The 25,853-nt window shown below is 64.7% G+C and carries 26 protein-coding genes; 12 read left to right on the forward strand and 14 right to left on the reverse strand.

Going from position 1 to position 25,853, the window contains the following annotated elements; genetic code table 11:
* Nucleotides 1–34 precede the first annotated feature (34 nt).
* Together GGC64_RS17480 and GGC64_RS17485 are read right to left on the reverse strand one after the other, a co-directional pair.
* Nucleotides 35–826 (reverse strand): hypothetical protein, encoded by a 792-nt coding sequence (locus GGC64_RS17480; protein ID WP_192723730.1) that lies wholly within the window; start codon nucleotides 824–826, stop codon nucleotides 35–37.
* Complete coding sequence (locus tag GGC64_RS17485) at nucleotides 823–1,530, reverse strand: hypothetical protein (protein WP_192723731.1); 708 nt, start codon at nucleotides 1,528–1,530, stop codon at nucleotides 823–825. Before GGC64_RS17485 ends, GGC64_RS17480 begins: the two co-directional genes overlap by 4 nt.
* Nucleotides 1,531–1,619: 89 nt before the next feature.
* Here GGC64_RS17485 and GGC64_RS17490 point away from each other — a divergent pair, with 89 nt between their 5' ends.
* Nucleotides 1,620–2,225 (forward strand): TetR/AcrR family transcriptional regulator, encoded by a 606-nt coding sequence (locus GGC64_RS17490; RefSeq protein ID WP_192723732.1) that lies wholly within the window; start codon nucleotides 1,620–1,622, stop codon nucleotides 2,223–2,225.
* A 4-nt stretch (nucleotides 2,226–2,229) separates the two neighbouring features.
* Here GGC64_RS17490 and meaB read toward each other — a convergent pair whose 3' ends face one another.
* Complete coding sequence (gene meaB, locus GGC64_RS17495) at nucleotides 2,230–3,105, reverse strand: methylmalonyl Co-A mutase-associated GTPase MeaB (protein ID WP_192723733.1); 876 nt, start codon at nucleotides 3,103–3,105, stop codon at nucleotides 2,230–2,232.
* Nucleotides 3,106–3,115: 10 nt separating this feature from the next.
* Nucleotides 3,116–4,255 carry a thiolase family protein gene (locus GGC64_RS17500; RefSeq protein WP_192723734.1) on the reverse strand — a complete coding sequence of 380 codons (1,140 nt, stop codon included), beginning with the start codon at nucleotides 4,253–4,255 and terminating at the stop codon, nucleotides 3,116–3,118.
* 71 nt (nucleotides 4,256–4,326) lie between these two features.
* On the opposite strand from GGC64_RS17500, the gene GGC64_RS17505 reads away from it, so the two are divergent.
* The 4 genes from GGC64_RS17505 (at nucleotide 4,327) to GGC64_RS17520 (ending at nucleotide 7,396) form a co-directional block, all read left to right on the forward strand.
* A complete protein-coding gene (locus GGC64_RS17505) occupies nucleotides 4,327–5,091 on the forward strand; it encodes an SDR family NAD(P)-dependent oxidoreductase (RefSeq protein WP_192723735.1) in 765 nt (254 codons plus the stop codon).
* Complete coding sequence (locus GGC64_RS17510) at nucleotides 5,088–5,828, forward strand: SDR family NAD(P)-dependent oxidoreductase (RefSeq protein WP_192723736.1); 741 nt, start codon at nucleotides 5,088–5,090, stop codon at nucleotides 5,826–5,828. Before GGC64_RS17505 ends, GGC64_RS17510 begins: the two co-directional genes overlap by 4 nt.
* A 24-nt stretch (nucleotides 5,829–5,852) precedes the next feature.
* Nucleotides 5,853–6,692 carry an SDR family oxidoreductase gene (locus tag GGC64_RS17515; RefSeq protein ID WP_192723737.1) on the forward strand — a complete coding sequence of 280 codons (840 nt, stop codon included), beginning with the start codon at nucleotides 5,853–5,855 and terminating at the stop codon, nucleotides 6,690–6,692.
* Between the two features lie 245 nt (nucleotides 6,693–6,937).
* On the forward strand, nucleotides 6,938–7,396 hold the full coding sequence (locus GGC64_RS17520) for a VOC family protein (RefSeq protein WP_192723738.1): 459 nt from the start codon (nucleotides 6,938–6,940) through the stop codon (nucleotides 7,394–7,396).
* A gap of 101 nt (nucleotides 7,397–7,497) precedes the next feature.
* Here the strand turns inward: GGC64_RS17520 and GGC64_RS17525 are convergent, their stop codons facing one another.
* Genes GGC64_RS17525 through GGC64_RS17540 form a run of 4 tightly spaced genes read right to left on the reverse strand, consistent with a single transcriptional unit; the run spans nucleotide 7,498 to nucleotide 11,536 of the window.
* Nucleotides 7,498–8,265 (reverse strand): enoyl-CoA hydratase/isomerase family protein, encoded by a 768-nt coding sequence (locus GGC64_RS17525; protein WP_192723739.1) that lies wholly within the window; start codon nucleotides 8,263–8,265, stop codon nucleotides 7,498–7,500.
* A gap of 1 nt (nucleotide 8,266) precedes the next feature.
* Entirely contained in the window at nucleotides 8,267–9,355 is a 1,089-nt protein-coding gene (locus GGC64_RS17530) for an acyl-CoA dehydrogenase family protein (protein WP_192723740.1), read from the reverse strand.
* Nucleotides 9,342–10,154 (reverse strand): acyl-CoA dehydrogenase family protein, encoded by an 813-nt coding sequence (locus GGC64_RS17535; protein WP_192723741.1) that lies wholly within the window; start codon nucleotides 10,152–10,154, stop codon nucleotides 9,342–9,344. Before GGC64_RS17535 ends, GGC64_RS17530 begins: the two co-directional genes overlap by 14 nt.
* The gene (locus tag GGC64_RS17540; protein WP_192723742.1) at nucleotides 10,139–11,536 is read right to left on the reverse strand and encodes a class I adenylate-forming enzyme family protein; all 1,398 of its coding nucleotides are present in this window, start codon (nucleotides 11,534–11,536) and stop codon (nucleotides 10,139–10,141) included. The genes GGC64_RS17535 and GGC64_RS17540 overlap by 16 nt, the downstream gene beginning before the upstream one ends.
* A gap of 100 nt (nucleotides 11,537–11,636) precedes the next feature.
* Here GGC64_RS17540 and GGC64_RS17545 point away from each other — a divergent pair, with 100 nt between their 5' ends.
* A complete protein-coding gene (locus GGC64_RS17545) occupies nucleotides 11,637–12,644 on the forward strand; it encodes a ferredoxin--NADP reductase (protein ID WP_192723934.1) in 1,008 nt (335 codons plus the stop codon).
* Here GGC64_RS17545 and GGC64_RS17550 read toward each other — a convergent pair.
* From GGC64_RS17550 to GGC64_RS17565, 4 genes are read right to left on the reverse strand one after another with little or no spacing between them, the layout of a single operon-like run.
* Entirely contained in the window at nucleotides 12,641–13,687 is a 1,047-nt protein-coding gene (locus GGC64_RS17550) for a CaiB/BaiF CoA-transferase family protein (RefSeq protein ID WP_192723743.1), read from the reverse strand. The two genes, GGC64_RS17545 and GGC64_RS17550, sit on opposite strands and share 4 nt — an antisense overlap.
* Nucleotides 13,684–14,640 carry an LLM class F420-dependent oxidoreductase gene (locus tag GGC64_RS17555; protein WP_192723744.1) on the reverse strand — a complete coding sequence of 319 codons (957 nt, stop codon included), beginning with the start codon at nucleotides 14,638–14,640 and terminating at the stop codon, nucleotides 13,684–13,686. The genes GGC64_RS17550 and GGC64_RS17555 overlap by 4 nt, the downstream gene beginning before the upstream one ends.
* Nucleotide 14,641: 1 nt before the next feature.
* On the reverse strand, nucleotides 14,642–15,040 hold the full coding sequence (locus tag GGC64_RS17560) for a cobalamin B12-binding domain-containing protein (protein ID WP_192723745.1): 399 nt from the start codon (nucleotides 15,038–15,040) through the stop codon (nucleotides 14,642–14,644).
* Nucleotides 15,041–16,618 (reverse strand): methylmalonyl-CoA mutase family protein, encoded by a 1,578-nt coding sequence (locus GGC64_RS17565; protein WP_192723746.1) that lies wholly within the window; start codon nucleotides 16,616–16,618, stop codon nucleotides 15,041–15,043.
* 188 nt (nucleotides 16,619–16,806) lie between these two features.
* On the opposite strand from GGC64_RS17565, the gene GGC64_RS17570 reads away from it, so the two are divergent.
* The 6 genes from GGC64_RS17570 to GGC64_RS17595 are packed head-to-tail and all read left to right on the forward strand — an operon-like array spanning nucleotide 16,807 to nucleotide 24,700.
* Nucleotides 16,807–17,628, forward strand: coding sequence for an NAD(P)-dependent oxidoreductase (locus GGC64_RS17570; protein WP_192723747.1), 822 nt, complete (start codon nucleotides 16,807–16,809; stop codon nucleotides 17,626–17,628).
* Complete coding sequence (locus tag GGC64_RS17575) at nucleotides 17,625–19,118, forward strand: class I adenylate-forming enzyme family protein (protein ID WP_192723748.1); 1,494 nt, start codon at nucleotides 17,625–17,627, stop codon at nucleotides 19,116–19,118. The genes GGC64_RS17570 and GGC64_RS17575 overlap by 4 nt, the downstream gene beginning before the upstream one ends.
* Nucleotides 19,115–19,417: a hypothetical protein gene (locus GGC64_RS17580; RefSeq protein ID WP_192723749.1), complete on the forward strand. Its 303-nt coding sequence runs from the start codon at nucleotides 19,115–19,117 to the stop codon at nucleotides 19,415–19,417. Before GGC64_RS17575 ends, GGC64_RS17580 begins: the two co-directional genes overlap by 4 nt.
* 12 nt (nucleotides 19,418–19,429) lie before the next feature.
* Nucleotides 19,430–20,878: an adenylate/guanylate cyclase domain-containing protein gene (locus tag GGC64_RS17585; RefSeq protein WP_192723750.1), complete on the forward strand. Its 1,449-nt coding sequence runs from the start codon at nucleotides 19,430–19,432 to the stop codon at nucleotides 20,876–20,878.
* A gap of 46 nt (nucleotides 20,879–20,924) precedes the next feature.
* Nucleotides 20,925–22,262: an MFS transporter gene (locus GGC64_RS17590; RefSeq protein ID WP_192723751.1), complete on the forward strand. Its 1,338-nt coding sequence runs from the start codon at nucleotides 20,925–20,927 to the stop codon at nucleotides 22,260–22,262.
* A gap of 59 nt (nucleotides 22,263–22,321) precedes the next feature.
* Nucleotides 22,322–24,700 (forward strand): lysylphosphatidylglycerol synthase transmembrane domain-containing protein, encoded by a 2,379-nt coding sequence (locus GGC64_RS17595; protein WP_192723752.1) that lies wholly within the window; start codon nucleotides 22,322–22,324, stop codon nucleotides 24,698–24,700.
* Here the strand turns inward: GGC64_RS17595 and modA are convergent.
* Together modA and GGC64_RS17605 are read right to left on the reverse strand one after the other, a co-directional pair.
* On the reverse strand, nucleotides 24,697–25,449 hold the full coding sequence (gene modA / locus GGC64_RS17600; RefSeq protein WP_192723753.1) for a molybdate ABC transporter substrate-binding protein: 753 nt from the start codon (nucleotides 25,447–25,449) through the stop codon (nucleotides 24,697–24,699). The two genes, GGC64_RS17595 and modA, sit on opposite strands and share 4 nt — an antisense overlap.
* Nucleotides 25,446–25,853 (reverse strand): TOBE domain-containing protein, encoded by a 408-nt coding sequence (locus GGC64_RS17605; protein ID WP_192723754.1) that lies wholly within the window; start codon nucleotides 25,851–25,853, stop codon nucleotides 25,446–25,448. Before GGC64_RS17605 ends, modA begins: the two co-directional genes overlap by 4 nt.

The following is a 25,853-nucleotide window of genomic DNA, read 5'->3' on the forward strand; positions in this document are numbered from 1 at the left end:
CCGGCTTCCGTTGAGGAGTCTTCCTGCAGATTCGTCACTGCATCGCCCCCACCGAATCAGGTTGGGTGCGTTGATGTTTGGGCGGTACTTCAGGCAGGGGTCCGGTGCCGAAATCCTCGCGAACAATCATCCTGCGCAGCAGCACGATGAAGCAGGCGGTGTAGGTGACGAAGACGACCATGTTGATCCACCATGCGATCGCACCGTTCCAGGCGAAGACGCCGCGTTGGAAGATCCATGCAGGCGCGACGACGAATTCGGTCAGCGCATTGCACAGGCCCAGATAGCCGAACCACTTCGGGAACACGTCGTTCTTGTCGATCAGGATCGCAACCAACCACACCAAAGAGCCGATCATGAACACACCCATGGTCCCGCTGAACGACAGGAACGCGAAGTCGTAGAGCCAACGGATCATCTCGGGATCGCGGTCTGGCCGCATGGCCCCGGCGGTCATCGCAATGGCCATCACCAACATGCCAGGAATGGCGCTGAGCGAATACATGACGAGGTACGAGTATCCGAAAATCCGGCTCACCGACATACGCCGCATCGAATATGCGAGAAGAGCATTCATCGGCGCGCACAACCCCGAGATGAGAAACACGATTCCGAACCCGGCGAGAATCCCGTAGTGCCGCGCGTCGAACCATTGCACGACCATCGGGGTGGTCCAGGCCGGGCTCGGCGGCGGCTGAACGCGGGTGACCAGGAAGAACAGCACACCGTACAGCTGGTAGAAGATGACCATCACCCACCACGCGAACCACAACTCGCGCTTGGGATGATCGCGCACGTTCCACAACAACCGGCGCAGCGTACTCATGCGGTGATCCGCTCCTCGGCGCGCCGACGCAAGATGGATTGGCCGAGAACGACTCCCATCACAACGATCCAAGCGGCGATCGCGATGTTCTTGACCCAGAACGACAGCAGTCCGTCCCACGCCAGCGGCCCGCTGAACGTCAGCGCCGTGAACGCGGCAGGCGCCAAGGCAACCGCGACAAGAATATTGAAATGCGCCACCCACATCTTGAAGACGGGTTGCTCCTGACGGTCCCAGTAGATCGCCAGTGCAAGAAGCAGGCATTGCGCGATCAGGTACGGAACCGAAATGGTGAACGTGATCCAGGCAAGGTCATTGAGCAGCTGGGTCAGCTCCGGCGCACGTTCCGGACGAAACGAGCCCAGCAGCCAGAACATGTTGGCGATCAAGAAGAGACAGGGCGGCCCGCCCGCGCAGGCGATCAGACTGTAGGACAAGATCGGCGTGCGGTGCGCCATTCGACGTACCTGCATCGCCAGCAGCATGACCGTCGGGATCAGACCAACACCGAACCAGTTGAACAAGATCATGCTGTAACGAATCCGCGCGGTCTCGTCGCGATAGAAGCTCGCGATTTGGTCCGCGGACATCGTCGGTGACATCGGGTGCACGAAGCCAGGGAAGATGAAGAAGGCGGATACCCAAATGATGGCGATCGCGGGCAGGGTCCAGAACAGGATCAACTCGCCATCCGTGCGTCTCATCGTCGAACCCCTCGCTCAGCGTCGGTAGCCGATCGGCAACTGGGACGGTAGCCGATCGGCTACTAGACGGTCAATCCTCGGTTACCCTCGTGGCTGTGACCTCCACCCACGAGGACCGCAGATTCAGCGCAATCACACGGACCGCCGCGCAGACACGTGTATTGGACGCCGCGTTGAAACTCATTGCCGAGCGCGGTGTCAGCGGCACGTCCCTGCAGATGATCGCCGACGAAATGGGTGTGACGAAGGCGGCCGTCTACCGCCAGTTCAAAACGAAGGACGAGATCGTCATCGCCATCACCGAGCGGGAGATGAGCAGGCTCGAGGATGCCGTCGAAGCCGCCGAGACGCAGGGCCACCCGCTGCGGGCGCGCCAGGTTCTGCTCGACAGGATGATCGAGCAGGCCATCGAGCGCCGCGGCGACTTCAGTGTTCCGCTCTTCGATCCCGTCATCATTCGGCTGCAGGCCGAGTACGAACCGTTCCAGCGGTTCATCGAACGTCTCTACGCCGCGCTGCTCGGCACGGAGGCCGGCGTCGAGGCGCGCCTGCACGCTGCGATGCTGTCGAGCGCGATCAGCGTCGCGGTGATGCACCCGCTGCTGGCCGACGTCGACGGTGAGACACTGCGCGCGCAGCTCAACGAAATGACACGACGGATGCTCAACCTGCCCGCGTCAGCCGGTGGCGGCTAGGTTGTCACGCTTGACCTTTCGTATTGGTCAGCTGCTCCGCGGCTGTATACGGATCGTCCAAACCCTCGGCGACTTGTTTCGCCAGTCGGTCTAACTCCGAATGGTTCCGCAGCTGTGTTTGTGCCAACGACAAGATCTGCGCCCTGGCACGCGCGATTCGACGTTCCGGGCTGTCCGCCCGATGATGCTCCTCGATTGCGTCCACCAGCTTGTCGATGCCTTCGCCCTGCGCGGCAACGAGTTTGAGGATCGGCGCCATGGTCTCGCCGCGAAGGTCACGCACTGTTTGGTCAGCGCCCTCGCGGTCCGCCTTGTTGACGACGACGATGTCCGCCACTTCCAACAAGCCGGCCTTCGCGGCCTGAACCGCATCGCCCGCACCGGGATTCAGGATCACGACCGTCGGGTCGGCGACCGCAGCGATCTCGATCTCCGACTGACCGACGCCCACAGTCTCCAGCACGATCTGCTCATACGACAGCGCGGCCAACAGCCTGATCGCCGCCGGAACCGAGGCCGCCAGCCCGCCAAGATGTCCCCGGGTGGCCACCGACCGGATCAATACATCGGAGTCGTTGATATGTGCGGCCATTCGAATGCGGTCACCAAGCAGCGCTCCCCCGCTGTACGGCGACGACGGGTCAACGGCGAGCACCGCGACGCGCATGTCTCGCTCCCGGTAGGCACCGACCAATGCGCCGACCGTCGTCGACTTGCCGGCGCCCGGCGGTCCAGTCACGCCGACGATGCGGGGCGGCGTCGTCGGCCCGACCGCATCGAGAACCTCATTGCGGCGCGGACTCTCGACCAGGCTCAGCAACCGGCCGGCGGCACGGATGGACCCGTTGCGCGCCGACTCGATGAGCTCGTCGATGGTCATCGCCCTCAGTCTAGGGAGCCGGAACCTCGATCACGGTGGCGGAACCCATTCCGCCGCCCGCACACATCGCCGCGACACCGATACCGCCGCCGCGCCTGCGCAGTTCATGCACCAGCGTCACAAGCATCCGGGCTCCCGTCGCCGCGACGGGGTGGCCGAGCGAGCAGCCACTGCCGTTGGGGTTGACCTTCTCGGGGTCGAGGTCGAGCATCTTGATCGTGGCCACGCACATCGAGGCGAACGCCTCGTTGATCTCGAACAGATCGACATCGGCGAGTGAAAGTCGAGCCCTGCCAAGCGCTTTCGGGATCGCTTCGACAGGCGCAAGGCCCGTCGACGCAGGGTCCACGCCTACCGACGCCCACGACCGGATGGTCGCCAACGCGTGCAGCCCCAGGCGATCGCTGGCGATGCCAAGTATTGCGGCGGCGTCGTTGCCGCCGCAGGCGTTGCCCGCGGTAATCGAAAACCCTTCGATCTCGGGGTGAAGCGGCTTTAGCGCGGCCAGCTTCTCCAGAGTGGTGTCGCGCCGCGGATGCTCGTCGACCTCGAACAGGCCGTGCGGCGTCTCGATGGGAACGATCTCGTGCTTGAACCGTCCCTCGTCAATGGCCTGAATCGCCTTGCGGTGCGAGCCGAGCGCCCACTCGTCCATCTCCTCCCGAGACACCCCGGCCTTGACGGCGGCGTTCCATCCAACGGTGATCGACATGTCCATGTTCGGCGCGTCCGGCCGGTTCGGATGGGTCGGCGGGAACCAGTCGACTACTTCGTCACCGACCCGACGCGTGAACCGCGGTGACGTCGACGCCGAGTTCACCCCGCCCGCCAGGATCAGCTGATCCATACCGGCGCGGATGCTCGCCGCTGCGCTCTGCACGGCGGCCTGGCCCGCGGCGCAGTGCCGGTTCACCGCAAGGCCCGGCACCGACGGCAGCCCGGCGGTGATCGCCGCGTGGCGGGCGACGACACCGCCGCCGTAGAGGCCCTCGCCGAGAATCACGTCGTCGATTTGCGAGCTGTCGAGATCGGATACCGCGGCGCCGACAACGTGCTCTGCCAGCTGATACGCGTCGGTGTCACGCAGTGTGCCCTTCACGGCGGTGCCGATGGGTGTGCGCAGCGCGGACACGATGACTGCGTCAGGCATGGGTGTCTCCGTTTCGTATGAGAATGCTATTCTCTCAGTTCGAGAGTGCCAGTTGCAAGAAGGGGAACCACATGCAAATCGCAGGTAGCTCGGCGATCGTTGTCGGCGGAGCCGGTGGCCTGGGTGAGGCAACCGTTCGCCGCCTGCACGACGCGGGAGCCAAGGTCGTCGTTGCCGACCTCGCCGATGACAAAGGCAAGGAACTCGAAAACGAGCTCGGCGTGCGCTACGTCCGCACGGACGCCACGTCCGAAGAGTCGGTCAACGCGGCCATCGCGGAAGCGACGTCGCTGGCTCCCCTGCGAATCTCGGTCGACACCCATGGCGGCCCGGCCGGCGGCGGGCGGCTGGTCGGCAAGGACGGTTCTCCGCTGAGCATGGAGGCCTTCGAGAAGACCATCACGTTTTATCTGACCGCGGTGTTCAACGTGATGCGGTTGGCGGCAGCCGAGATCGCGAAGTCCGAGCCGCTGGAAGAGGGCGGGCGTGGCGTGATCGTCAACACCGCATCGATCGCGGGCTATGAGGGGCAAATCGGCCAGCTGCCCTACTCCGCCGCCAAGGGTGGCGTGCTGGGCATGACACTCGTTGCGGCGCGCGACCTTTCGCCACTCGGGATCCGCGTCGTCACCATTGCGCCCGGCACCATCAACACCCCGGCATACGGCAAGGCTGCCGATCAGCTGGAGCAGTACTGGGCGCCGCAGATTCCGTTCCCCAAGCGCATGGGTCGCTCGACTGAGTATGCGCAACTGGCGCAGAGCATCATCGAAAACGACTATCTCAATGGGGAAATCATTCGTCTCGACGGGGCGCTGCGGTTCCCCCCGAAATGACCCTGGCGGGGAAAGTCGCGTTCGTCGCCGGCGCCAGCCGAGGCATCGGGGCGACGATCGCCCAGGCGTTGGCCCGCGAAGGTGCGGCCGTCGCGGTTGCTGCGCGCTCCGAACACGAGGGCAAGGTACCGGGCACGATCCACACGGTCGCCGACCGAATCACGTCGGCCGGTGGCCGCGCCATCGCTGTCTCGTGCGATGTCACGAGCGAGGATTCGGTCGAAGCAGCTGTCGCACAAACGGTTTCGGAGTTCGGTGGGATCGACATCCTGATCGCGAATGCGGGGGTGCTGTGGCTCGGCCCGATCGAGTCGACTCCGCTGAAGCGTTGGCAGCTGTGTCTGAACGTCAACCTGACCGGTGTCTTCTTGGTGACGAAGGCCGTGATCCCGCACGTGAAGGTGCGCGGCGGCGGGTCGCTGATCGCGATCACGACGACCGGCGTCGGTATGGTCGAGCACGGCTCGAACGCGTATTGGGTGTCGAAGGCCGGCGCCGAGCGGTTGTACCTCGGCCTGGCCGCGGATCTCAAGGCCGACAACATCGCGGTGAACTGCCTCAGCCCCTCGCGGGTGGTCCTCACCGAGGGCTGGGCCGCCGGTGGCGGCGGCATGCAGATTCCTGACGAGATGGTCGAGCCACCCGAGGCGATGGCCAACGCCGCAGTGCTCTTGGCGCATCAGGATGCAACTGGCATCACCGGTACGATCCAGCGCTCAGAAGAACTCGTCCCCTAGCACTGTTTGGGAAAGGGCCCGCGAATGAATCAGGTCTCCGTAATCACCGGTGGCGCAGGCGGAATGGGGGTGGCCACGGCCAAGGTCGTCGGCCAAACCCACACAGTCGTCCTCTGCGACGTCCGGCAGAACCGGCTTGATGATGCGACCGCCACGCTCAAGGACCTTGGAATTGCGCCAATAGTCGTCAACTGCGACGTCACCGACCGGCAGGCGGTCAACCGTCTGCTCGCGACCGCGGCCGATCTCGGAAAGATCGCCTCGGTCATCCACACTGCTGGGGTCAGCCCCAGCATGGGCGACGCCGAGTTCGTCATGAGGACCAACGCGATTGGCACGGTGAATGTCAACGAGGCCTTCTTCGCGTCCGCCGGCGAGGGATCGGCGATCGTCAACGTGGCGTCAATGGCGGCCCACATGCTTCCCGAGGAAATGATTCCGGCAGAGCGATTTCCGCTTGCCTTGCAGGACGAAGCGGCCTTCATGGACCACATGATCTCGGCCTGCAACCTCGTACCCGAGGAGGCGCGATCTGGCATCGCCTACGCCGTGAGCAAAAGCTTTGTCAGGTGGTACAGCACGTCGCAGGCCGAAAGGTTCAACGGTCGGGGCCTGCGCGTCGTGTCGGTCTCCCCAGGGTCGATCGACACCGAAATGGGCAGGCTCGAGGAGCAGGCAGGCGCCGGTGCGATGGTCGCGGACGCCGCGGTGCCGCGGTGGGGCAAGCCGGAGGAGATGGCGGAACTGCTGGCCTTCTGTGCAAGTGATCGAGCCGGATACCTCACCGGCACCGATATCCTCAACGACGGTGGAGTGATCGCCTCGATGAGAGAGCGCGCCAGAATCGCCGCCCAAAACACTTGAGCGAGCGTGCGTGTCTGCACGCCGACACGCCGCGAAATGCGTACAGACCGCGCACGTTCGGCGCCGTCGAACGTGACAAAACGGCGCGTCCACGGTTGGAGTCCTCTTCATCGACGCGGGAGAGCTGGCCCAGCAGTCAGCCGAAGGGCGTGTTCCGCAGCTGACTTCACGATTCCTCAGCCAAACCCGTTCGTTCGGCGCAGTCTGTGGCGTAGTGGTGCAAGGCCGCGTGGGGAGGAAGTGCTATGCCACGAATCATGGGGTTCTCGCATGTCGAGTTGACGGTTTCAGACTGCGACCGGGCTGCCGTCTGGTGGATCGACGTGCTGGGCTTCACGCTGGTGCACCGGGTCTCCACGGATGTATTCGAGATCCGATCGCTGCTACATCCCTCGGGTATCAACGTCAACGTGATGACTCATACCGCGACCGCGGAGGGTGGCGCGTTCGATGAACGGCGCGTGGGCCTCGATCATCTCGCATTCCAAGTCTCGGATCGAGACGAATTGCAACAGTGGGTAGAGCATTTGGACGCACTGGCTGTACCGAACTCGGGAATCATCGACATTGGGTATGGACCTACAGTCGTGTTCCGCGATCCCGACAACATGCAGCTCGAGCTGTATGTCCACCCAGATCCGAATACCATACAGATGACCGAAGCGGATTCCCCTGAGGCGCAGAAGATCTTGGGCCGCGGGTAGCGAGCGACCGCAGAATGCCACCAAACCGCGGCATGTCGTGCACAGACACGGTCGCTCGCGGTAGTTGGGGTGTGCGGTAGTTGGGGTGTGCGGTAGTCGGCTTACTTCTCCTTGGCGATGAGTCCGTCGACGATCTTGTTGAAATCGGCGGTCCCGAAGGACACGTATTCGGACAAGTTCGCGTAGTCCAACGACGCCATCACCGACTTCTCGAGTTGCATGTTCATCAGCCGCTTGGTGCTCTCCAGCGCTTGTTGCGGCAACTCCATGATCTTCTTCGCGCATGCGATCGCCTCGGCCAACGGGTCGGCGACCACATGGTTGGCCATTCCCAACTCGAGCGCTCGCGCCGCCTTGATCCGCACACCGGTGAACGCGAACTCCTTGGCCTGCAACAAGCTGATCTGCGACGGCCATACCAGCGGCCCGCCGTCGGCGGCGACCAATCCGATCGACACATGTGGGTCGGCGAAGAACGCCGTCTCCGCCATGTAGACGATGTCCGAGAGCGCCGCCAGGCTGCAGCCCAACCCGACAGCCGGACCGTTGACCGCGGCGACCACCGGAATGCGGCAGCGCACCATGCCGATGACAAGGTCGCGGCCGTGCTTGATGGTCTTCTGGCGCAGCGCCTCGTCGTTGCGCAACTCGTCGAGGTAGTTGAAATCACCACCTGCCGAAAAGGCCCGGCCAGCGCCGGTGATCACGGCCGCCCGCGCGCCGACATCCTCGTTGAGCTCCTCCCAGATCCGGGCCAGCCCCACGTGCAGCGCGTCATTGACCGCATTGAGCTCATCCGGGCGATTGAGCGTGATGATGCGCAGACCGCCGTCGGCCTTGACATCGATTTCCGCTGGCATGCCATACATTTCAGACCCCTAATCCCAGAATGCGCGATGCGATGATGTTCTTCTGAATCTGGCTCGTGCCGCCCATCACGCTCTGCGCGCGGCTGTACATGTAGGCGGCGAACAACTCGGGGTCGCTGGTGCCGACGGTCTTCAGCGCGGCATGGCCGACGGACTGCTCGACCCACGTCATCAGCAGCTTGTCCAGCGATCCCTGCGGACCATGGGTGATGCCGTCAAGTTGCTCGGACAACCGCCTGCGCACATGCAATCGCAGCATCTCGGTCTGCACCCACGCCCACGACAACTCTTCGGGCGCAGGGCCGTCCACTCGGGTTGCCAACTGCCGCACCAGTTTTCCGTACCGTGCCGAGAAGCCGAGCGTCGACGGCTCCCGCTCATGGCTGACAACCGTCATCGCCAACTTCCAGCCCTCACCCGGTGCGCCCACCATGTTCTCGGCAGACACCCGAGCACCGTCGAATTCGACCTGACCGAATTCCTTGGTGACCCCGCTGATCATCTTCAACGGTCGCTGGGTGACACCCGGCTGATGCATATTGACGATGAAGGCCGAGATGCCCCGGTGCTTGGGCACATCCTTGTCCGTGCGCGCCAACAACAGACACCAGTCTGCGACATCCGAATAGCTCGTCCAGATCTTGTGCCCGTGGATGACGTACTCATCGCCCTCGCGTGTCGCAGTGGTGGTCAGCGACGCCAGGTCGGACCCCGCACCCGGCTCGGAGAAGCCCTGGCACCATCGCTCGGTGCCATTGATCATGCCGGGCAGGAAACGCTGCTGTATTTCCTTGCTGCCGTGGTGGCCGAACGCGACGACTAGATATCCCAGGCTCGGCCGGGCGGGGGCGCCGGCCTTCGCGATCTCCTCGTCGACGATGACGTCGTACACCGGCGGAAGGTCCTGGCCACCATATTCTTTGGGCCACGACGTGCCGAAGAAACCGGCCTGGTAGAGCGCCTTGTGCCAGTCACCCTGAGCGGCCCAATAGTCGTCGCCCGACGTCGGGAACTTGCCCTTCTGCTCCGTCAGCCAACCGCGTAACCGTTCCCTGAACGCGGCCTCGTCCGGTGAATCACGAAAGTCCAATGGTCAAATCCTCCGGTGTCACTGGCCATGTCTCGGTGGCCGTCAGCACCCGGCGCAGGTAGACATGGGCCAGGCATTCCCAAGTGTTGCCGATACCGCCGTGCACCTGGATCGATGTCTCGCAGACCGTGAGTGCCGCACGCGCACAGTAGATCTTGGCTACCTTCGCCGCCTCGATCGCCTCCGCGGCGGGCAGTTCGTCGACAGCCCACGCCGCGTGGCGCAGCACGCTGATCGACCCTTCGATCAGCGCCAAGCTTTCCGCCAGCAGATGTCCGACCGCCTGATAGGACCCGATGGTCGCGCCGTATTGCTCGCGCACCTTCGCATAGTCGACTGCGAGCGCCTGCGCGCCACGCGCTGCACCGACCAGGTCGGCACACGTCACCGCGAGCGCCAGCGTGCGCCAGCGGGCGGCGTCATCTTCGGAAAGCTCGCTCAGCTCAGCCCGTGATTCGACCACTCCCCCAAGGCTTCCCGTCAAATCCACCGATGCCGGCGCGCGGTCCGGGACCGACGGCTCCAGACCCAGGCGGGTCAATTCGTCGGCAAGCACCGGCCCCAGGAAAGGCACATCGACGAGGCCACGCGCGAATTCCTCAGCCACGATAGCGACCTCGACGCCTGATGCGCCGTCAGACCGCAACGTCCGAAAGCCCGTTGCCTCGACGGCCTTCTCCAGCCGGGCGATCCGACTCGCGTCGTCGAGGTCAGCAACCGAACCCGGCCCGAGGTCATCGGCCAGCTTGGCTGCGGCCTCCCGCAGCTGTTGCTGTTCACTGGTCAGACGGACGTCCACAGACGCTCCTTTAGCACTCGACGCAATACCTTCCCCGATGGCAGGCGCGGTATTTCGGGTACGAACACCACGCGGTTCGGCCGCTTGTAGGACGCTAGCCGGTCTGCCACCAAGGCCACCAGCACGTCCGCCTCGACCGGGCGACATGTCTTCACGGCAGCAACGATGGCCTCACCGTTCGCCGCGTCGGGCACCCCGAACACCGCACAGTCTTCGACGGCTGGATGTCCGTGCAGCACGGCCTCGATCTCCGCCGGAGCCACCTGAAACCCCCGCACCTTGATCATCTCCTTGGCTCGATCGGTGATCCGCAGCCAGCCGCCGACATCCAGATAGCCGACATCGCCGGTCCGATACCAGTCCCCCGAAAATGCCTGCGCCGTCGCCTCACTCGGCAGGTAGCCCGCCATCACCGAATCCGAGCGCACCTGGATCTCCCCGATCGCGCCCGGCGACAGCACCTCGCCGTCGTCCAGTGACACGATGCGCACGCTGACCCCCGGCACCGGCCGACCCACGGTGTCGAGCCGCGCCCCGTCGAGGTCGTTACACGCAATGACCGGCAATTCGCTGGTCCCGTACGCAGTTACCCAGCTCACGCGCGTCCTGGCGGTGACGGCCTCGGCGACGCTCTGCGTGACGGGCGTTGCGCACCACATGATGTAGCGCAGTGACGACAGGTCATAGTTCTCCAGCTGCGGATGCGCGGCCAATGCCAAAGCGATTGGCGCGACGGCCATCTCGACAGTGATCCGATCTGTCTCGATATGGTGCAACATCAGGTCGATGTCGAACCGGCGGTGCAGTCGGATCCATGTTCCGGTGTCGAGCGCCATCGCGATGTTCAGCAGACCCAAGATGTGCGACGGCGGCGTCATCACCTGCATGCGATCGGCCGACGTCAGCTGCAGCGCATCACGCCAGTGCCGCACCGCGACGGCGAACGAACCGTGGGTGTGCCGCACCGCCTTGGGCATGCCGGTCGTGCCGGAGCTGAACACGAACAGCGCGTCGCTATCGGGAGCAGGTTCCTCGAAGGTTCGTTGCCCAGGTGTGATCGTCTCGTCCAGCGAGAGCATCGGCATCACTTCGGCGAGCACCGGATGATCGCCGACCGCATGTGACGGCCCAGTCAGCGTCACGGCGTTGGAGACCTCGGTTCGCTTCCAGGCCGGACTCAGCAGTACCGCTGCCGCACCGAGCCGCCAGATGGCCCATAGTGCGATCACGAACTCTGGGCGGTTCGACGACATCAGTGCGACCCGACTGCCCGACCGCACGCCGCGGTGTTCCAGCACTGTGGCCATCCCGTTGGCGAGTGCGTCGAGCTGCGGGAGGGTGTATTCCCGCTGGTCGAAGGCGAGCGCCGTCCGCTCACTCACGTCGCGCCCGCTCCTTTCCGCCCGTTGAGAAGGTTTCCGTTGTCGAGGAGAATGGTATTCTCTTATTATCAGAATGACAATGCCAGGCGACAGGGGGACCATGCCGAAGCCGCACCTGTTCCACCGTGCGACGGTGTCTCGGATCATCAAGGAGACGGCCGACGCCAGGACCTACGTGCTGGCCCCCGACGAGTCGCCGTTCCCCTACAAGGCCGGACAGTTCTGCACGTTCAAGGTGTGCGTCGACGGCGAGGACCTGTACCGGTCCTATTCGATGTCGAGCGCCCCGGAGACCGACTCCGAGATGGCGACGACGGTCAAGCGGGTGCCTGGCGGCAAGGTGTCGAACTGGATGCTCGACAACCTCGTCGAGGGTGACGAGGTCACGCTCACGCGGGCCGCGGGCACCTTCTGTCTGACTGAATCGACCGGACCGCTGCTGGGGTTCAGCGGCGGAAGCGGCGTGACACCCATCCTCTCGCTCGTCAAAAGCGCGTTGGCGACTACCGATCGCCCCGTGCGACTGCTGTGCGCCGACAAGGACCGGGCGTCGGTGATCTTCGACGCGGTGCTCGACGACCTGGTCACGCGCTACCCGGACCGACTGTCGGTGGTTCGGCATATCGATGCCGAGAGCGGGCTGATCGATCCCGCCGCGATCGTCGGCTTCGTCGGCGCCGACACCGCTGCTGAATGCTATGTCTGTGGCCCAGAGGGTTTCATGTCCGTCGTGACATCAGCGCTGCCAGGCCCGGGACAGATCTTCATCGAGGACTTCGACGCGACGCCGCAGGCTCACGAGCCCGCAACCACTGAGCAGGTCGGCGACACCGGCGGCATCATCACGATTCACATTGACCGCAAGAAGGCCGAGGTGCCTCGGGTGCCCGGCGAAACACTGCTGGAAAGCGCGCGGCGTGCCGGAGTTTCGCCGCCGTTCTCATGCGAGGCGGGCAATTGCGGTACCTGCATGGCGCGGCTGTCCGAAGGCCACGCGACCATGAAGGTCAACGACGCGCTGGAGCCGGACGAGGTCGAGGACGGCTATGTGCTGACCTGCCAGGCGATTCCGGATACGCCGTCGGTCACTGTGCACTACGAAGACTAAGACTCGACGTCGCCATGCTCGTCGAGCGACGGTGGCGGCCGGAACTGCGGCTCGTAGCCCGCGATGCGAATCGGGCTGCCCACCAACCTGAAATCCCCCGCCGTGACCAGCGCCTCGGGTGTTGCCTCCAACGCTTCGGGAAGCGTGCGGACCGCCGCCGCCGGAATGCCGAGTGGACGCAGCCTCGATTCCCAGCCGAGCGCGGTGTCGGTGGCCAGCGCCGCGGTGACGACCTTCAGGACCTGATCACGCTTGGCAGCGCGCTCCGCCATCGTCGGGAATCCATCGATTTTCGCCTCGTCGGCGAACGCCTTCCAGAACGCGTCGTGCGTGATGAACAGCGCCAGATATCCGTCGGCTGTCGAAAAGAGTTGCGCTGGAACATAATACGAGTGTGCTCCGTATGGGTAGCGCTGCGGCGCCGCGCCGTCGTTGAGGTAGGCCGACGCCCGGTAGTTCAGCTGCGACAACATCACGTCGCGCAGACACACGTCCACCTGGCCGCCGCGCCCCGAGACGATCTGAGCGAGCAACCCGAGCGCCGCGGCGAGCCCGGTCGAGTTGTCGGCCGACGAGTAGCCGGGCAACGTCGGAGGCCCAGCGGGATCACCTGTCATGGCGGCGACACCTGTGGCCGCCTGGATGACGTAGTCGAACGCCGGGTCATCGCCGCCGTCCAACCCGAAACCGGTCATCGCAACGCAGACGATCTTTTCGTTGAACTCTCGCAACGCTTCGTACGTGAGCCCCAGCCGCTTGATCGCCGACGGCTTCATATTCACCAGCAGCGCATGCGAATTCGCGACGAGCTCACCCAAGCGCCTGCGCCCCTCCTCCGAACGCAGGTCGAGGCACACGCTCTGCTTGTTGCGGTTCAGGCTGGCGAAGTAGCTGTCGCTGACTTGCCGCGAGATCTCGCCGCCGGGCGGTTCGATCTTGATGACCTCTGCGCCCAGATCGGCGAGCAACATCGTTGCGTACGGGCCGGCCAGCATGACACCGACCTCGAGGATGCGGATGCCGGCGAGGGGGCCTTGATTCATCGCACTGCGGCGGCCAACTGCGAAATGACTTCGCGTGTACGGTATTTCGAGGCGATCAGCTCGTCACGGTTCTCACCGATCGGCAACAACCGCACCGAAAGGTCGGTGACACCAGCGTCGGCGAATTGCCGGAACCGCGCCAGAATCGCCTCTTCATCGCCGGCGGCGGTCAGGTCGCCGACGTCGCGGGCATCGCCGCGATCGAGCAACTTCTGATAGTTCGGCGACGTTTCCGCCTCGGCCAAAATCCGATTAGCCCGCTCCTTCGCCGCGTCGATCTCAGAATTGGCACACAGGCACACCGGAATGCCCGCGACGATCCGTGGCGCCGGACGGCCCGCGTTATCGGCGGCCTTGGTGATCCGCGGGGCGATGTGGTCGCCGATCGCCCGCTCGTCGGCCATCCACAACACCGTCCCGTCGGCGAGTTCGCCTGCAATCTGCAGCATCACCGGCCCGAGCGCCGCAATCAGCACAGGCATCGGTGAATCAGCGCCAAGCACAGTCGGATTGTGCACGGTGAACGAGTCGTTCTCCACGTCGACGTCACCTGGACCCGCGAGCGCCTTGTTGAGCACCTCGAGATAATCGCGGGTGTAGGCCGCTGGCTTCTCATACGGGATGCCGAGCATGTCGCGCACGATCCAGTGGTGTGACGGGCCCACGCCCAGCGCCAGCCGTCCGCCGGTGCCTGCATGAACCGACAGCGCCTGGCGCGCCAACGCGATTGGATGCTGAGCCTGCAGCGGCACGACCGCGGTGCCGAGTTCGATGCGCGATGTGCGTGCGCCCATCAGCGACACCATGGTGAGGCAGTCGAAGTCGTTGGGCACCTGCGGCATCCACGCAGTGTCCAGCCCCGCCTGTTCAGCCCACTCGATGTCCTCGAGCAGCTTCTTGACCTTGCGCGCCATGTCACCGCGCTCGGCCCCGATCATCACGCCAAGGCGCATGTCAGTCCACCTTCTCCGATGTCAGCTTGCGCACCTCAGCGACGAGAACGTCCAGCGCTGTGCCGGTGGGAAAGACCGCTGCCGCGCCCGCATCCAAGAGTTTCGGGACGTCGCCCTGCGGGATGGTGCCGCCGACGACAACGGCGATGTCACCTGCGTCTGCGGCCCGTAAGGCTTCCACCGTGCGCGTCGTCAGCGCGACGTGCGCTCCGGACAGGATCGAAAGGCCAACCAGTGCAACGTCTTCCTGCAGCGCGATCGACACGATGTCCTCGATGCGCTGACGGATGCCGGTGTAGATGACCTCGAAACCGGCGTCCCGCAACGTGCGCGCGACGATCTTCGCGCCTCGGTCGTGACCGTCGAGGCCCGGTTTTGCGACAAGAACACGAACGGCCATCTAGAACACCACCGGTTGCTGGAACTCGCCCCACACGGCCTTGAGAGCCGAGACCATCTCACCGACAGTGCAATAGACATTGGCGCAGTCGATCAGCTTGTGCATCAAATTGTCATCGCCTTCCGCCGAACGCGACAGCGCGGCCAGCGCATCGGCCACCGCCGCCGGATCGCGCTCCGCCTTGACCTTGGACAGCCGCTTGAGTTGAAGATCGCGGCCCTCGGCATCCAGTTCATAGGTCGCGATCTCCGGTGGCGGTTCGTCGGCGACGAACTTGTTGACGCCCACGACCGGGCGCTCGCCGGACTCGATCTCCTGGTGGATCTTGAACGCCTCGTCGGCGATCAGACCCTGCAGATAGCCGTCCTCGATGGCGCGCACCATGCCGCCATGGTTCTCGAGATCAGCCATGATCTCGACGATCTTCGCTTCGGTGGCATCGGTGAGCGCCTCGACGAAGTACGACCCGCCCAGCGGGTCGGCCACCTTCGTCACCCCGGTCTCGAAGGCCAGGATCTGCTGCGTGCGCAGCGCCAGCGTCGCCGACTCCTCGCTGGGCAGCGCGAACGGCTCATCCCATGCGGCGGTGAACATCGACTGCACCCCGCCCAGCACCGCGGCCATCGCCTCATACGCCACCCGCACGAGGTTGTTCTGGGCCTGCGGCGCATACAACGACGCCCCGCCGGCCACACAGCCGAACCGGAACATCGACGCCTTGTCCGTGGTGGCACCGTAGCGCTCACGCACGATCGTGGCCCAGCGCCGGCGGCCCGCCCGATACTTGGCGATCTCCTCGAAGAAATCCCCATGGGTGTAGAAGAAGAACGAAATCTGCGGCGCGAACTGGTCGATGCTCATCCGGCCGCGCTCCACCACCGTGTCGCAATAGGTGACGCCGTCGGCGAGCGTGAAGGCCATCTCCTGCACCGCATTGGCGCCCGCGTCGCGAAAGTGCGCACCGGCCACCGAGATCGCGTTGAACTTGGGGACCTCGGCCGCACAGAACTCGATCGTGTCGGCGATCAACCGCAGCGAGGGCTCCGGCGGCCAGATCCAGGTGCCGCGCGAGGCGTACTCCTTGAGGATGTCGTTCTGGATGGTGCCGGTGAGCTTGGCCCGCGGCACACCCTTCTTCTCCGCGGCCGCAACATAAAAGGCCAACAGGATCGCCGCCGTGCCGTTGATCGTGAAACTGGTGCTGATCGCGTCCAACGGGATGCCGTCGAACAAGATCTCGGCGTCGGCCAGCGTGTCCACCGCGACACCGACGCGGCCGACCTCCTCCCCGTACTCGGGATCGTCGGAGTCATACCCGCACTGCGTCGGCAGATCCAGCGCCACCGACAACCCGGTGCCGCCCTGATCCAACAGATAGCGATAGCGGCGGTTGGATTCCTCGGCGGTCCCGAAGCCCGAATACTGCCGAAACGTCCACGTCTTACCGCGATACCCGCTGGCGAAGTTGCCCCGGGTGAACGGATAGGTACCCGGCGCAGGCGGATCGCCCGCGCGGTCGGCCGGTCCGTACACCGGCTCCAGCGGGATCCCGGAGGGGGTCTGTACTGGGTCGTTCATCAATGGATAACGTACTTGCAAAAAATGAGAATGCCAATACCGCTCTGTGGAAACATGCACTGGGCGCGGGGCGCGGAAGAGGGGTTCGCACCGGCGAAGGGCCGGTACACAGCGATTATGAGACTTGCTTAGAATGAGAATGCCAATTCCAATCGGGTAGCATCCCGGTGAGGCACCCGAGGAGGCCCATGTCCACCTTCACTGACCGCACGCTCGTCGTCTCGGGCGGCAGTCGCGGCATCGGGCTGGCGATCGCAATCGGTGCCGCCAAGCAGGGCGCCAACGTCGTGCTGCTGGCCAAGACCGCCGAACCGCACCCCAAGCTGCCGGGCACCGTGCACACCGCCGTCGCCGACGTCGAGGCCGCAGGCGGCAAGGGCGTCGCGGTGGTGGGCGATGTCCGCAAGGAGGAGGACGTGCAGCGCGCCGTTGACACCGCGGTCGAGCACTTCGGCGGCGTCGACATCGTGATCAACAACGCCAGCGCGATCGCCACCGAGCCGACGGAACAGCTGTCCGCCAAGAAGTTCGACCTGATGATGGACATCAATGTCCGGGGCACGTTCCTGCTGACGAAAGCGGCGCTGCCGCACCTGCGTAGGTCGGTGAACGCGCATGTCGTGACGCTGGCCCCACCGCTGAACATGAATCCCTACTGGCTGGGCGCGCACCCGTCCTACACGCTGTCGAAGTACGGGATGACGCTGCTGTCGCTGGGCTGGGCCGCCGAGTATGCCGATACCGGCATCGGGTTCTCCTGCCTGTGGCCGGAGACGTATATCGCGACGTCGGCGGTGGCCAACCTCGCCGAGGGCAAGCTGATGTCCTCATCGCGCAGCCCGGACATCATGGGCGACGCCGCGGTCGAGATCCTGTCGCGTGCTCCTGCCGATGTGAACGGCAAATGCTTCATCGACTCTGCGGTGCTGGCCGAAGCCGGTGTCACCGACCTTTCCAGCTACGGCGGCGGCGACGATCCCATCCTTGATATCTTCGTCGACAAGCCATGAGTATTTCGTTGCTGCTGGAAATGGCAGCGTCGTCGAATCCGGACCGCACCGCGGTGGTTTCCGGCGAGATCCGGCTGACCACAAGTGAACTGAGCGACCTCGCCGACGGCGGCGCCGGGGTCATCGCGGCGTCCGGCGCCCAGCACGCGGCGTATGTCGGTACCGGTGGGGCGATGCTGCCGCTGCTGTTGTTCTCCTCGGCACGCGCAGGGGTCGCCTTCACGCCGCTGAACTACCGACTCAGCGAGGACGGCCTGCGCCAGTTGATCGACCGGTTGCCGACGCCGCTGGTGATCGCCGACGACGAATACCGCGATGTCGTCGCGGGCGCGGGCAAGCAGGTCCTCAGCTCCGACGAGTTCATCGACGCGGCCCGAACCGCAGACCCCGCCGCCGAATTCGCCGACCCTGACGACGTCGGCGTGGTGTTGTTCACCTCAGGCACCACATCGAAGCCCAAAGCCGTTGAGCTGACGCATAACAACCTGACCAGTTACATCACCGGTACCGTCGAATTCGATTCCGCCGAACCTTGCGATGCCGCCCTGATCTGCGTGCCGCCGTATCACATCGCAGGAGTCAGCGCAGCGCTGTCGAATCTCTACGCGGGCCGAAAGATGGTCTATCTACAGCAGTTCGACGCCAACGAGTGGGTACGCCTGGTGCGCGACGAGGGTGTCACATCGGCCACCGTCGTGCCGACCATGCTGGACCGCATCGTTTCGGTGCTCGAGACCGAACCGGTCGCCCTTCCGACCCTGCGCAACCTGGCCTATGGCGGTTCGAAGGTGGCACTTCCCTTGGTACGCAAGGCACTTGGTCTGCTGCCCCACGTCGGCTTTGTCAACGCCTACGGCCTCACCGAGACCAGTTCGACCATCGCGGTGCTCACCCCCGACGATCATCGGGAGGCGCTGGCCGCAGCCGACGAAGCGGTCGCTCGTCGCCTGGGATCGGTTGGCCAACCGGTGCCCAGTATCGAGGTGCAGATCCGCGGCGAGGACGGCAGCGTCCTCGGGCCGGGTGAAACCGGAGAGCTGTTCGTGCGTGGCGAGCAGGTTTCGGGCCGCTACACGGACATCGGTTCGGTGCTCGATGCGGACGGCTGGTTCCCCACCAAAGACGTTGCCATGCTTGACGAAGGCGGCTACCTGTTCATCGGCGGTCGATCCGACGACACGATCATCCGCGGCGGCGAGAACATCGCGCCCGCCGAGATCGAGGACGTCCTCGTCGAGCATCCCTCGGTGCGCGACTGTGTGGTCGTCGGTCCCGAGGATCCCGAATGGGGCCAGATCATCGTCGCCGTGGTGGTTCCCGCTTCGGGCGCCGCACCTGACCCTGACGAACTGCGCGAGCATGTGCGCGCGCAACTACGTGGATCTCGCACACCCGATCGGGTGGTGTTCCGCGACGAACTGCCGACGAACGCGACCGGCAAGGTGCTGCGCCGCGAACTGGTCGACGAATTCCAAAGGAGTCGAACATGATCAAGAACGGCACCCGGCTGCAAAGCCAGGTCTGCGACACCCAGGTGATCGTTGTGCGCAGCGCCGACAGCCTGGACGATCTGCGAGCCGGCGGCGTGCCGATGGTGCCGCTCGACGCCGAAAAGTCAGCCGACGCCAAGTTGGACCCCGACTTTGCCGACGGCAACGTGATGGGCAAGCGCTACGTCGACGAGAACGGCGCCGAGGTGCTTGTCACCAAGGCCGGTGCGGGCACGCTGAGCATCGGTACCACCGCGCTGAATCTGAAGGAAGCCAAGCCGCTGCCTGCCAGCGACTGACACTATGGGCCGATGAGGCCACGTAGCCTGGTCGTTCGATATGCGGCAGGCCTTGCGTTCGCCTACCTGCTGTCGGCTGCTGAGGTCGTCGCGATCGTCATATCGGTCAGCCGTGAAACGGTCCTCGAGGCGCAATCCGTCCTGAACGTCACGAATCTGATCGCGACCGCCGCGATCATCGTCGTCGGAACTCTCTCGGTCGGGCTGAGCGGCGTGGCATTGGTAGCTCGTGCACTCGGCCGCGCTGCGAATCCGCCAAAGACGCCCAACATCACCAGGCGGCAGTCCGCAATTCTGTTGACGCCGTGGGTCCTCGCAGCCGCGGTGATGATTCCCCTGAACGTCGACGCGGGCCTACGTGTGCTGATCCTGATTGTTTCAGCGATCATGTTCGGTTCCACCGCGACCGTATGCACCGGGTTCCTGTTCACCCAGCGTGCTCTGCGCGCGTTGATGGTTGCCGCCACATGGGATTTGGAGCATGCGGAGCGAGCGCCTGGCGTTCGTGCCCGTTTGATATTGATGTGGACGATGTGTTCGGCGCTCCCGGGCGCCGGGATAGTCGTGCTGGTGATGTTGCGGGCCAACGGCTGGATCATTCAGCGCGACGCGCCAATTGAGGTGCCGGTGTTGGTGCTCGCATTGGTCGCCGTGGTGCTGGGCATGCGCGCGATGATTCTGGTCGCGTCGTCGATTTCGGATCCGATCCGCGATGTCGTCGACGCAATGGCGGAGGTCGAACGCGGCCATCTCGGCGACAAAATCGAGGTGTATGAACGATCCGAACTCGGCCAACTACAGAGCGGGTTCAACCGCATGGTGGCGGGTCTGCAGGAACGCGACCGGCTGCGGGATCTGTTCGGCCGGCACGTCGGTGAAGAAGTCGTCCGTCGCGCGATCGAGGAACACGAGTCGGTATCGGAAGACGAGCGCGAGGTCGCGATCCTGTTCATCGATCTGGTCGGCTCAACGCAACTGGCGACGAAGCGCGAACCGCATCAAGTGGCCGCCGTGCTCAATGATTTCTTCCGCATCGTGGTCGCGCAGGTGGACAAGCGCGAGGGCTTGATCAACAAGTTCCAGGGCGATGCCGCGCTGGCGGTGTTCGGCGCACCGCTGCACATCGACGATCCGGCGACCGCAGCCTTGGCCACGGCACGCGCTTTGGCCGACGAATTGCGGCTGCTTCTCGTCGACTTCGGAATCGGGGTATCCGCCGGGCCGGTCTTCGCGGGCAACATCGGAGCGGAAAACCGCTATGAATACACGGTTGTCGGCGACGCGGTCAACGAGGCCGCACGGCTGGCCGACCGGGCCAAGGACTTCGAGAGCCGGGTGTTGTGTTCGAGCGCCGCGATCGAGCGCGCCGATCAGGCCGAGCAGAGGTGCTGGAAGCTTCAGGGCTCGGAGCTGCTGCGCGGGCGATCAGAACTCACGCAGATCTCGGTTCCCGTTCGGTAATCGCCAACTTGAGTTAGTTACCCGGCCCGAACGGGAATGCAAGGGCATGTCGCCTGACGTCCGCACAAACGAGACCGGCCGCGCCGACCCGGGCCCCGAAGCCGTGCGTAGAGCGGTTCGCGGCGCGTCGATCGGCAACCTGGTGGAGTGGTACGACTTCGCGGTCTATGGCTTCCTAGCGACCTACATCGCACAGAAGTTCTTCCCGCCCGGCAACGAGACCACGGCACTGCTCAACACTTTCGCGATCTTCGCGGCCGCGTTCTTCATGCGACCGCTCGGCGGATTCTTCTTCGGGCCGCTCGCTGACCGGATCGGCCGCCAACGGGTCCTGGCCCTTGTCATCTTGCTGATGTCGGGCTCGACATTCGTCATCGGTCTCGTTCCCAGCTACGCCGTCATCGGCGTGGCGGCACCACTGCTGTTGCTGCTGCTGCGCTGCGTCCAAGGCTTTTCGGCGGGCGGCGAGTACGGCAGCGGCGCATGTTTCCTGGCCGAGTACGCACCCGACAAGCATCGCGGGTTCGTGGTGTCGTTCCTGGTTTGGTCTGTAATCGTCGGATTCCTATTGGGATCGCTCACCGTCACCGGCCTCGAAGCGGTGCTTTCCGACGCCGCGATGGACCACTACGGCTGGCGGATTCCGTTCCTGATCGCCGGCGTACTGGGTGCGGTAGGCCTCTACATCCGGCTGCGACTCGAGGACACACCGGATTTCGAGGCGCTCCGTGAGGGCGGAGAGGTGTCCGCCTCGCCGCTCAAAGAAGCGATCTCCTCGTCGTGGCGGCCGATCCTCCAGATCGCCGGACTCGTAGTGATTCACAACGTCGGTTTCTACGTCGTGTTCACTTTCCTGCCGAGCTACTTCACAAAGACCCTTGGCTTCACCAAGGTGGACGCCTTCGTCTCCATCGCCGTGGCCAGCCTCGTCGCGATCGTTCTGATCCCGCCCCTTGGCGCGCTGTCAGACCGGATCGGGCGCAAACCTCTGCTCATCACGGGGGCGGTCGGATTCGCAGTATTTGCCTATCCCCTTTTCCTGCTGCTGAATACCGGCAACTTGGCCGCGGCGATCACCGCTCACGCCTGCCTGTCGGCGATCGAGTCGGTGTTCGTTTCCGCGTCGCTGGCGGCCGGCGCCGAACTGTTCGCCACCAGGGTGCGCTCCAGCGGCTATTCCATCGGCTACAACCTCTCCGTAGCGGTGTTCGGCGGGACGGCGCCGTATGTCGCCACCTGGCTGGTGGCTCGCACCGGCAACGACGTCGCGCCGGCCTACTACGTCATCGCCGCGGCCATCGTCTCGCTCGTCACCCTGCTCACCATGCGCGAAACCGCAGGCCGTCCGCTGCGGCAACTCGTATCCGTGGACGCCTCTAGGTGAACACCCGCAGTTCGTCGCAATAACACCGGCGCGCCGCCGACATGCAAAGATGCTGGGACATGCGAGTCGACGGGCGGGACATCACCGTTTCGGGCAACTTGCTGCAACCGCTCACCCGGCGTACGAACGACATCCTGCGACTGGCCCTTGCGACGGTGTTCCTGGCTGCCGTCGTCACAAGCTCGCTGATCACCCGCTACGAATGGGTGACGCTCGAGAAGTCCATCTCCGAGATCGTCGGCGTGCTGACACCCACCCAGTCGAATCTGGTGTATCTGGTGTACGGCCTTGCGATCCTGGCACTGCCGTTCGCGATCCTGATCGGGTTGATCGTCTCTCGGCAGTGGAAGCTGCTTGCCGCGTATGCCGCCGCGGCGTTCCTGGCGTTCATTTCACTGTCGATCACCGGCAACGGCATCTCCGCGCCGCGATGGCATTTCGACTTGTCTGACCGGTTGGACACGCTGCTCTCGCAGTTCCTCGACGACCCGCGATGGATCGCGATGCTGGCCGCCGTGCTGACGGTTTCCGGGCCGTGGCTGCCCGCCCGGTGGCGGCGGTGGTGGTGGGCGCTGCTGCTCGCCTTTGTGCCGATTCACCTCGTGGTCAGCGCGGTGGTGCCGGCCCGCTCGCTGCTCGGTCTGGCGGTCGGTTGGTTCGTCGGCGCATTGGTGGTGCTTGTGGTCGGGACGCCGGCACTCGAAGTGCCGCTCGACGGCGCGGTGCGCGCGCTGGCCCGGCGCGACTTCTTGCCGTCGACGCTGACCGTGGTGCGCCCCGCCGGCCGTGGACCGTTGCTGCTGTCCGCCAAGTCCGACGAGCCCGACGCGGTGGCCGTCGTCGAGATGTATGGCCCAAATCAGCGCAGCGGCGGGTTCATCCGCCAGTTCTGGCGTTGGCTGCGGTTGCGCAACCGCGAGACGGCGCCACTGCAGCCCTCCATGCGGCGCGCGGTCGAGCATCGCGCGTTGATGGCGATCGCGATCGGCGACCTGGGCGTCGCGAGCACGTCGACACTGGCGATGGCGCCGCTCGACCGCGGTTGGACGCTGTACGCACACACTCCGCCATCCGGTACCCCGATCACCGATTGCCGCGACGACAACGACGCGGTCACGCGGGTGTGGGAATCGCTTCGCACCCTGCACAACTGCCAGATCTCCCATGGCGACCTACGCGGTAAGGAGATCAGGATCGACGGCGGCACCGCGCGCTTCGGCGGATTCGGCAGCGCCGAATTCGGTGCGACGGACGAACAGCTACAGGCAGACGTCGCCCAGTTGCTCGTGACGACGACCGACTTGTACGGCGCTGAACCCGCGGTCACCGCGGCCGTCGACGTCTTCGGCAAGGGCCCGGTGTTGAGGGCGTCGCGACGACTGACCAAGTCCGCCATGCCAAGACGCATCCGCAAGTCGGTTGGCGATGTAGGCGCGGTGATGTCGGCCGCGCGTGACGAGGTGAAGCGTCAGACCGGGGCCGATCAGATCAAGTCCGAGACCATCACGAGGTTTACCCGCAGTCAGGTCGTCCGGCTGGTCTTGCTCGTCGCGCTGGTGTACGTCGCCTACCCGTTCATCAGCACGGTGCCCGCGTTCGTCTCCGCGCTGAAGACGGCGAACTGGTGGTGGGCGTTGCTGGGCCTCGCGGTGTCGGCAACGACGTATGTCGGTGCGGCAGCGGCATTGTGGGCCTGCGCCGACGGGCTTGTCAGCTTCAAGAACCTCACCATCATGCAGGTGGCCAACACGTTCGCAGCGACCACCACACCTGCCGGCGTGGGAGGCCTGGCGTTGTCCACGCGGTTTCTGCAGAAAGGCGGTCTTGGCGCGCTGCGTGCGACCGCGGCCGTCGCACTGCAACAGAGCGTGCAGGTCATCACCCACGTCGCGCTGCTGATCTTCTTCAGCGCCGTTGCGGGAGCCTCGGCCGATCTGAGGCACTTCGTCCCGTCCACCACGGTGTTGTATCTGATCGCAGGCGTGCTGCTCGGGCTCGTCGGCACCTTTCTGTTCGTGCCAAAGCTGCGACGATGGTTGGCGACGGCGGTGCGGCCGCGCCTGGCGGAGGTGCTCGTCGACCTCGCGGAATTGGCGCGCGAGCCCAAGCGCCTCGCGATCATCGTGTTGGGTTGTGCTGCAACCACTCTCGGCATGGCGCTGACGTTGTGGGCCAGCATCGAGGCGTTCGGCGGCACCACATCGTTTGTCACGGTGACAGTCGTGACGATGGTCGGTGGCACACTCGCGTCGGCGGCGCCCACTCCCGGTGGCGTCGGCGCCGTAGAGGCGGCGTTGATCGGCGGTCTTGCCGCGTTCAGCGTGCCCACCGCCATCGCGGTGCCGTCGGTGCTGCTCTACCGCGTGCTGACCTGCTGGCTGCCGGTGTTCCTCGGTTGGCCGATCATGCGATGGCTCACGGAAAAAGACATGATCTAGGGCTTGGCGAATCCCGCTGCGGTGAGAGTCTTTTGGCCCGCCTCACCCGTGACGAGGTCGACGAACTTGCGTGCCAGTTCCTGGCTCTTGGATTGTTTCAGCACCGCGATCGGATACATATTGACGGCGCCTGCGGCCTCGGGAAAGGGCACCTCGGCGACCTTGTCTTCCGCGCCTTTGGCGTCGGTGACGTACACGAGGCCGGCATCGGCTTGCCCGGTTTCCACCTTGTTCAGCACATCGGTGACGGCCGACTCCTCGCTCACGGGATTCAGCTTGACTCCGGTGGACTGTTCCACCTTCTGAGTCGCCGACCCACACGGCACCTGCGGCGCGCACACCACCACGTTGAGTCCTTGCCGCGTCAGGTCTTTGAACGAGGTGATCTTCTTCGGGTTGCCGGGTGCGACGGCAATCGTGAGGGTGTTGGAGGCGAAGTTGACCGGGTTGTCTGTCAGCAGACCCGCCTGCGCTGCCTTGTCCATGTTCTTGGTGTCGGCCGAGGCGAACACGTCGGCCTGTGCGCCCTGGGTCAGCTGGGTGACCAGATCCGACGAGCCCGCGAACGAGAATTCCACTGAGCTGCCGGGGTTTTGGGTTTTGAATTGCTCGCCGAGATCAGTGAAGGTCGTCTTCAGGGAGGCCGCGGCGAACACGACGATCTTTGTGTTCGAGGCCGCAGGCTGTTCGGTGGAGGTGCAGCCGCTGATCAGAAGTAGTGTCAGCGCGGCAGTCGCCAGCCGCCTCAAGATTGCCCTCCGGTGGTTTCGACGATCACGGTGGTGGCCTTGACGACGGCGACGGCGACGCTGCCCGGCTCGAGTCCCAATTCGCGAACCGCGTCCGCGCTCATCAGCGAGACGACGGTGAAAGGCCCGCACTGCATTTCGACCTGCGCCATGACCTTGTCGGCGATGACCTTGGTGACCAGTCCGGCGAAGCGGTTGCGCGCAGAGCTGGCGATGGTCAGTGGATCCTTGGGCGCCGCAGCCGCGTTCGCGCTCGCGAACTTGGCCAGCACGTCACCGGCGATGACCTTGCGGCCTGATTCGTCGAGTGTCGCCGTCAGACTGCCTTCGTCAATCCAGCGCCGCACGGTGTCGTCGCTGACACCGAACAGTTCGGCTGCCTCACGCACACGAATGAATGCCAC

This window comes from Mycobacterium sp. OAS707 (genome assembly GCF_014873705.1).
Classification (GTDB): Bacteria; Actinomycetota; Actinomycetes; order Mycobacteriales; family Mycobacteriaceae; genus Mycobacterium.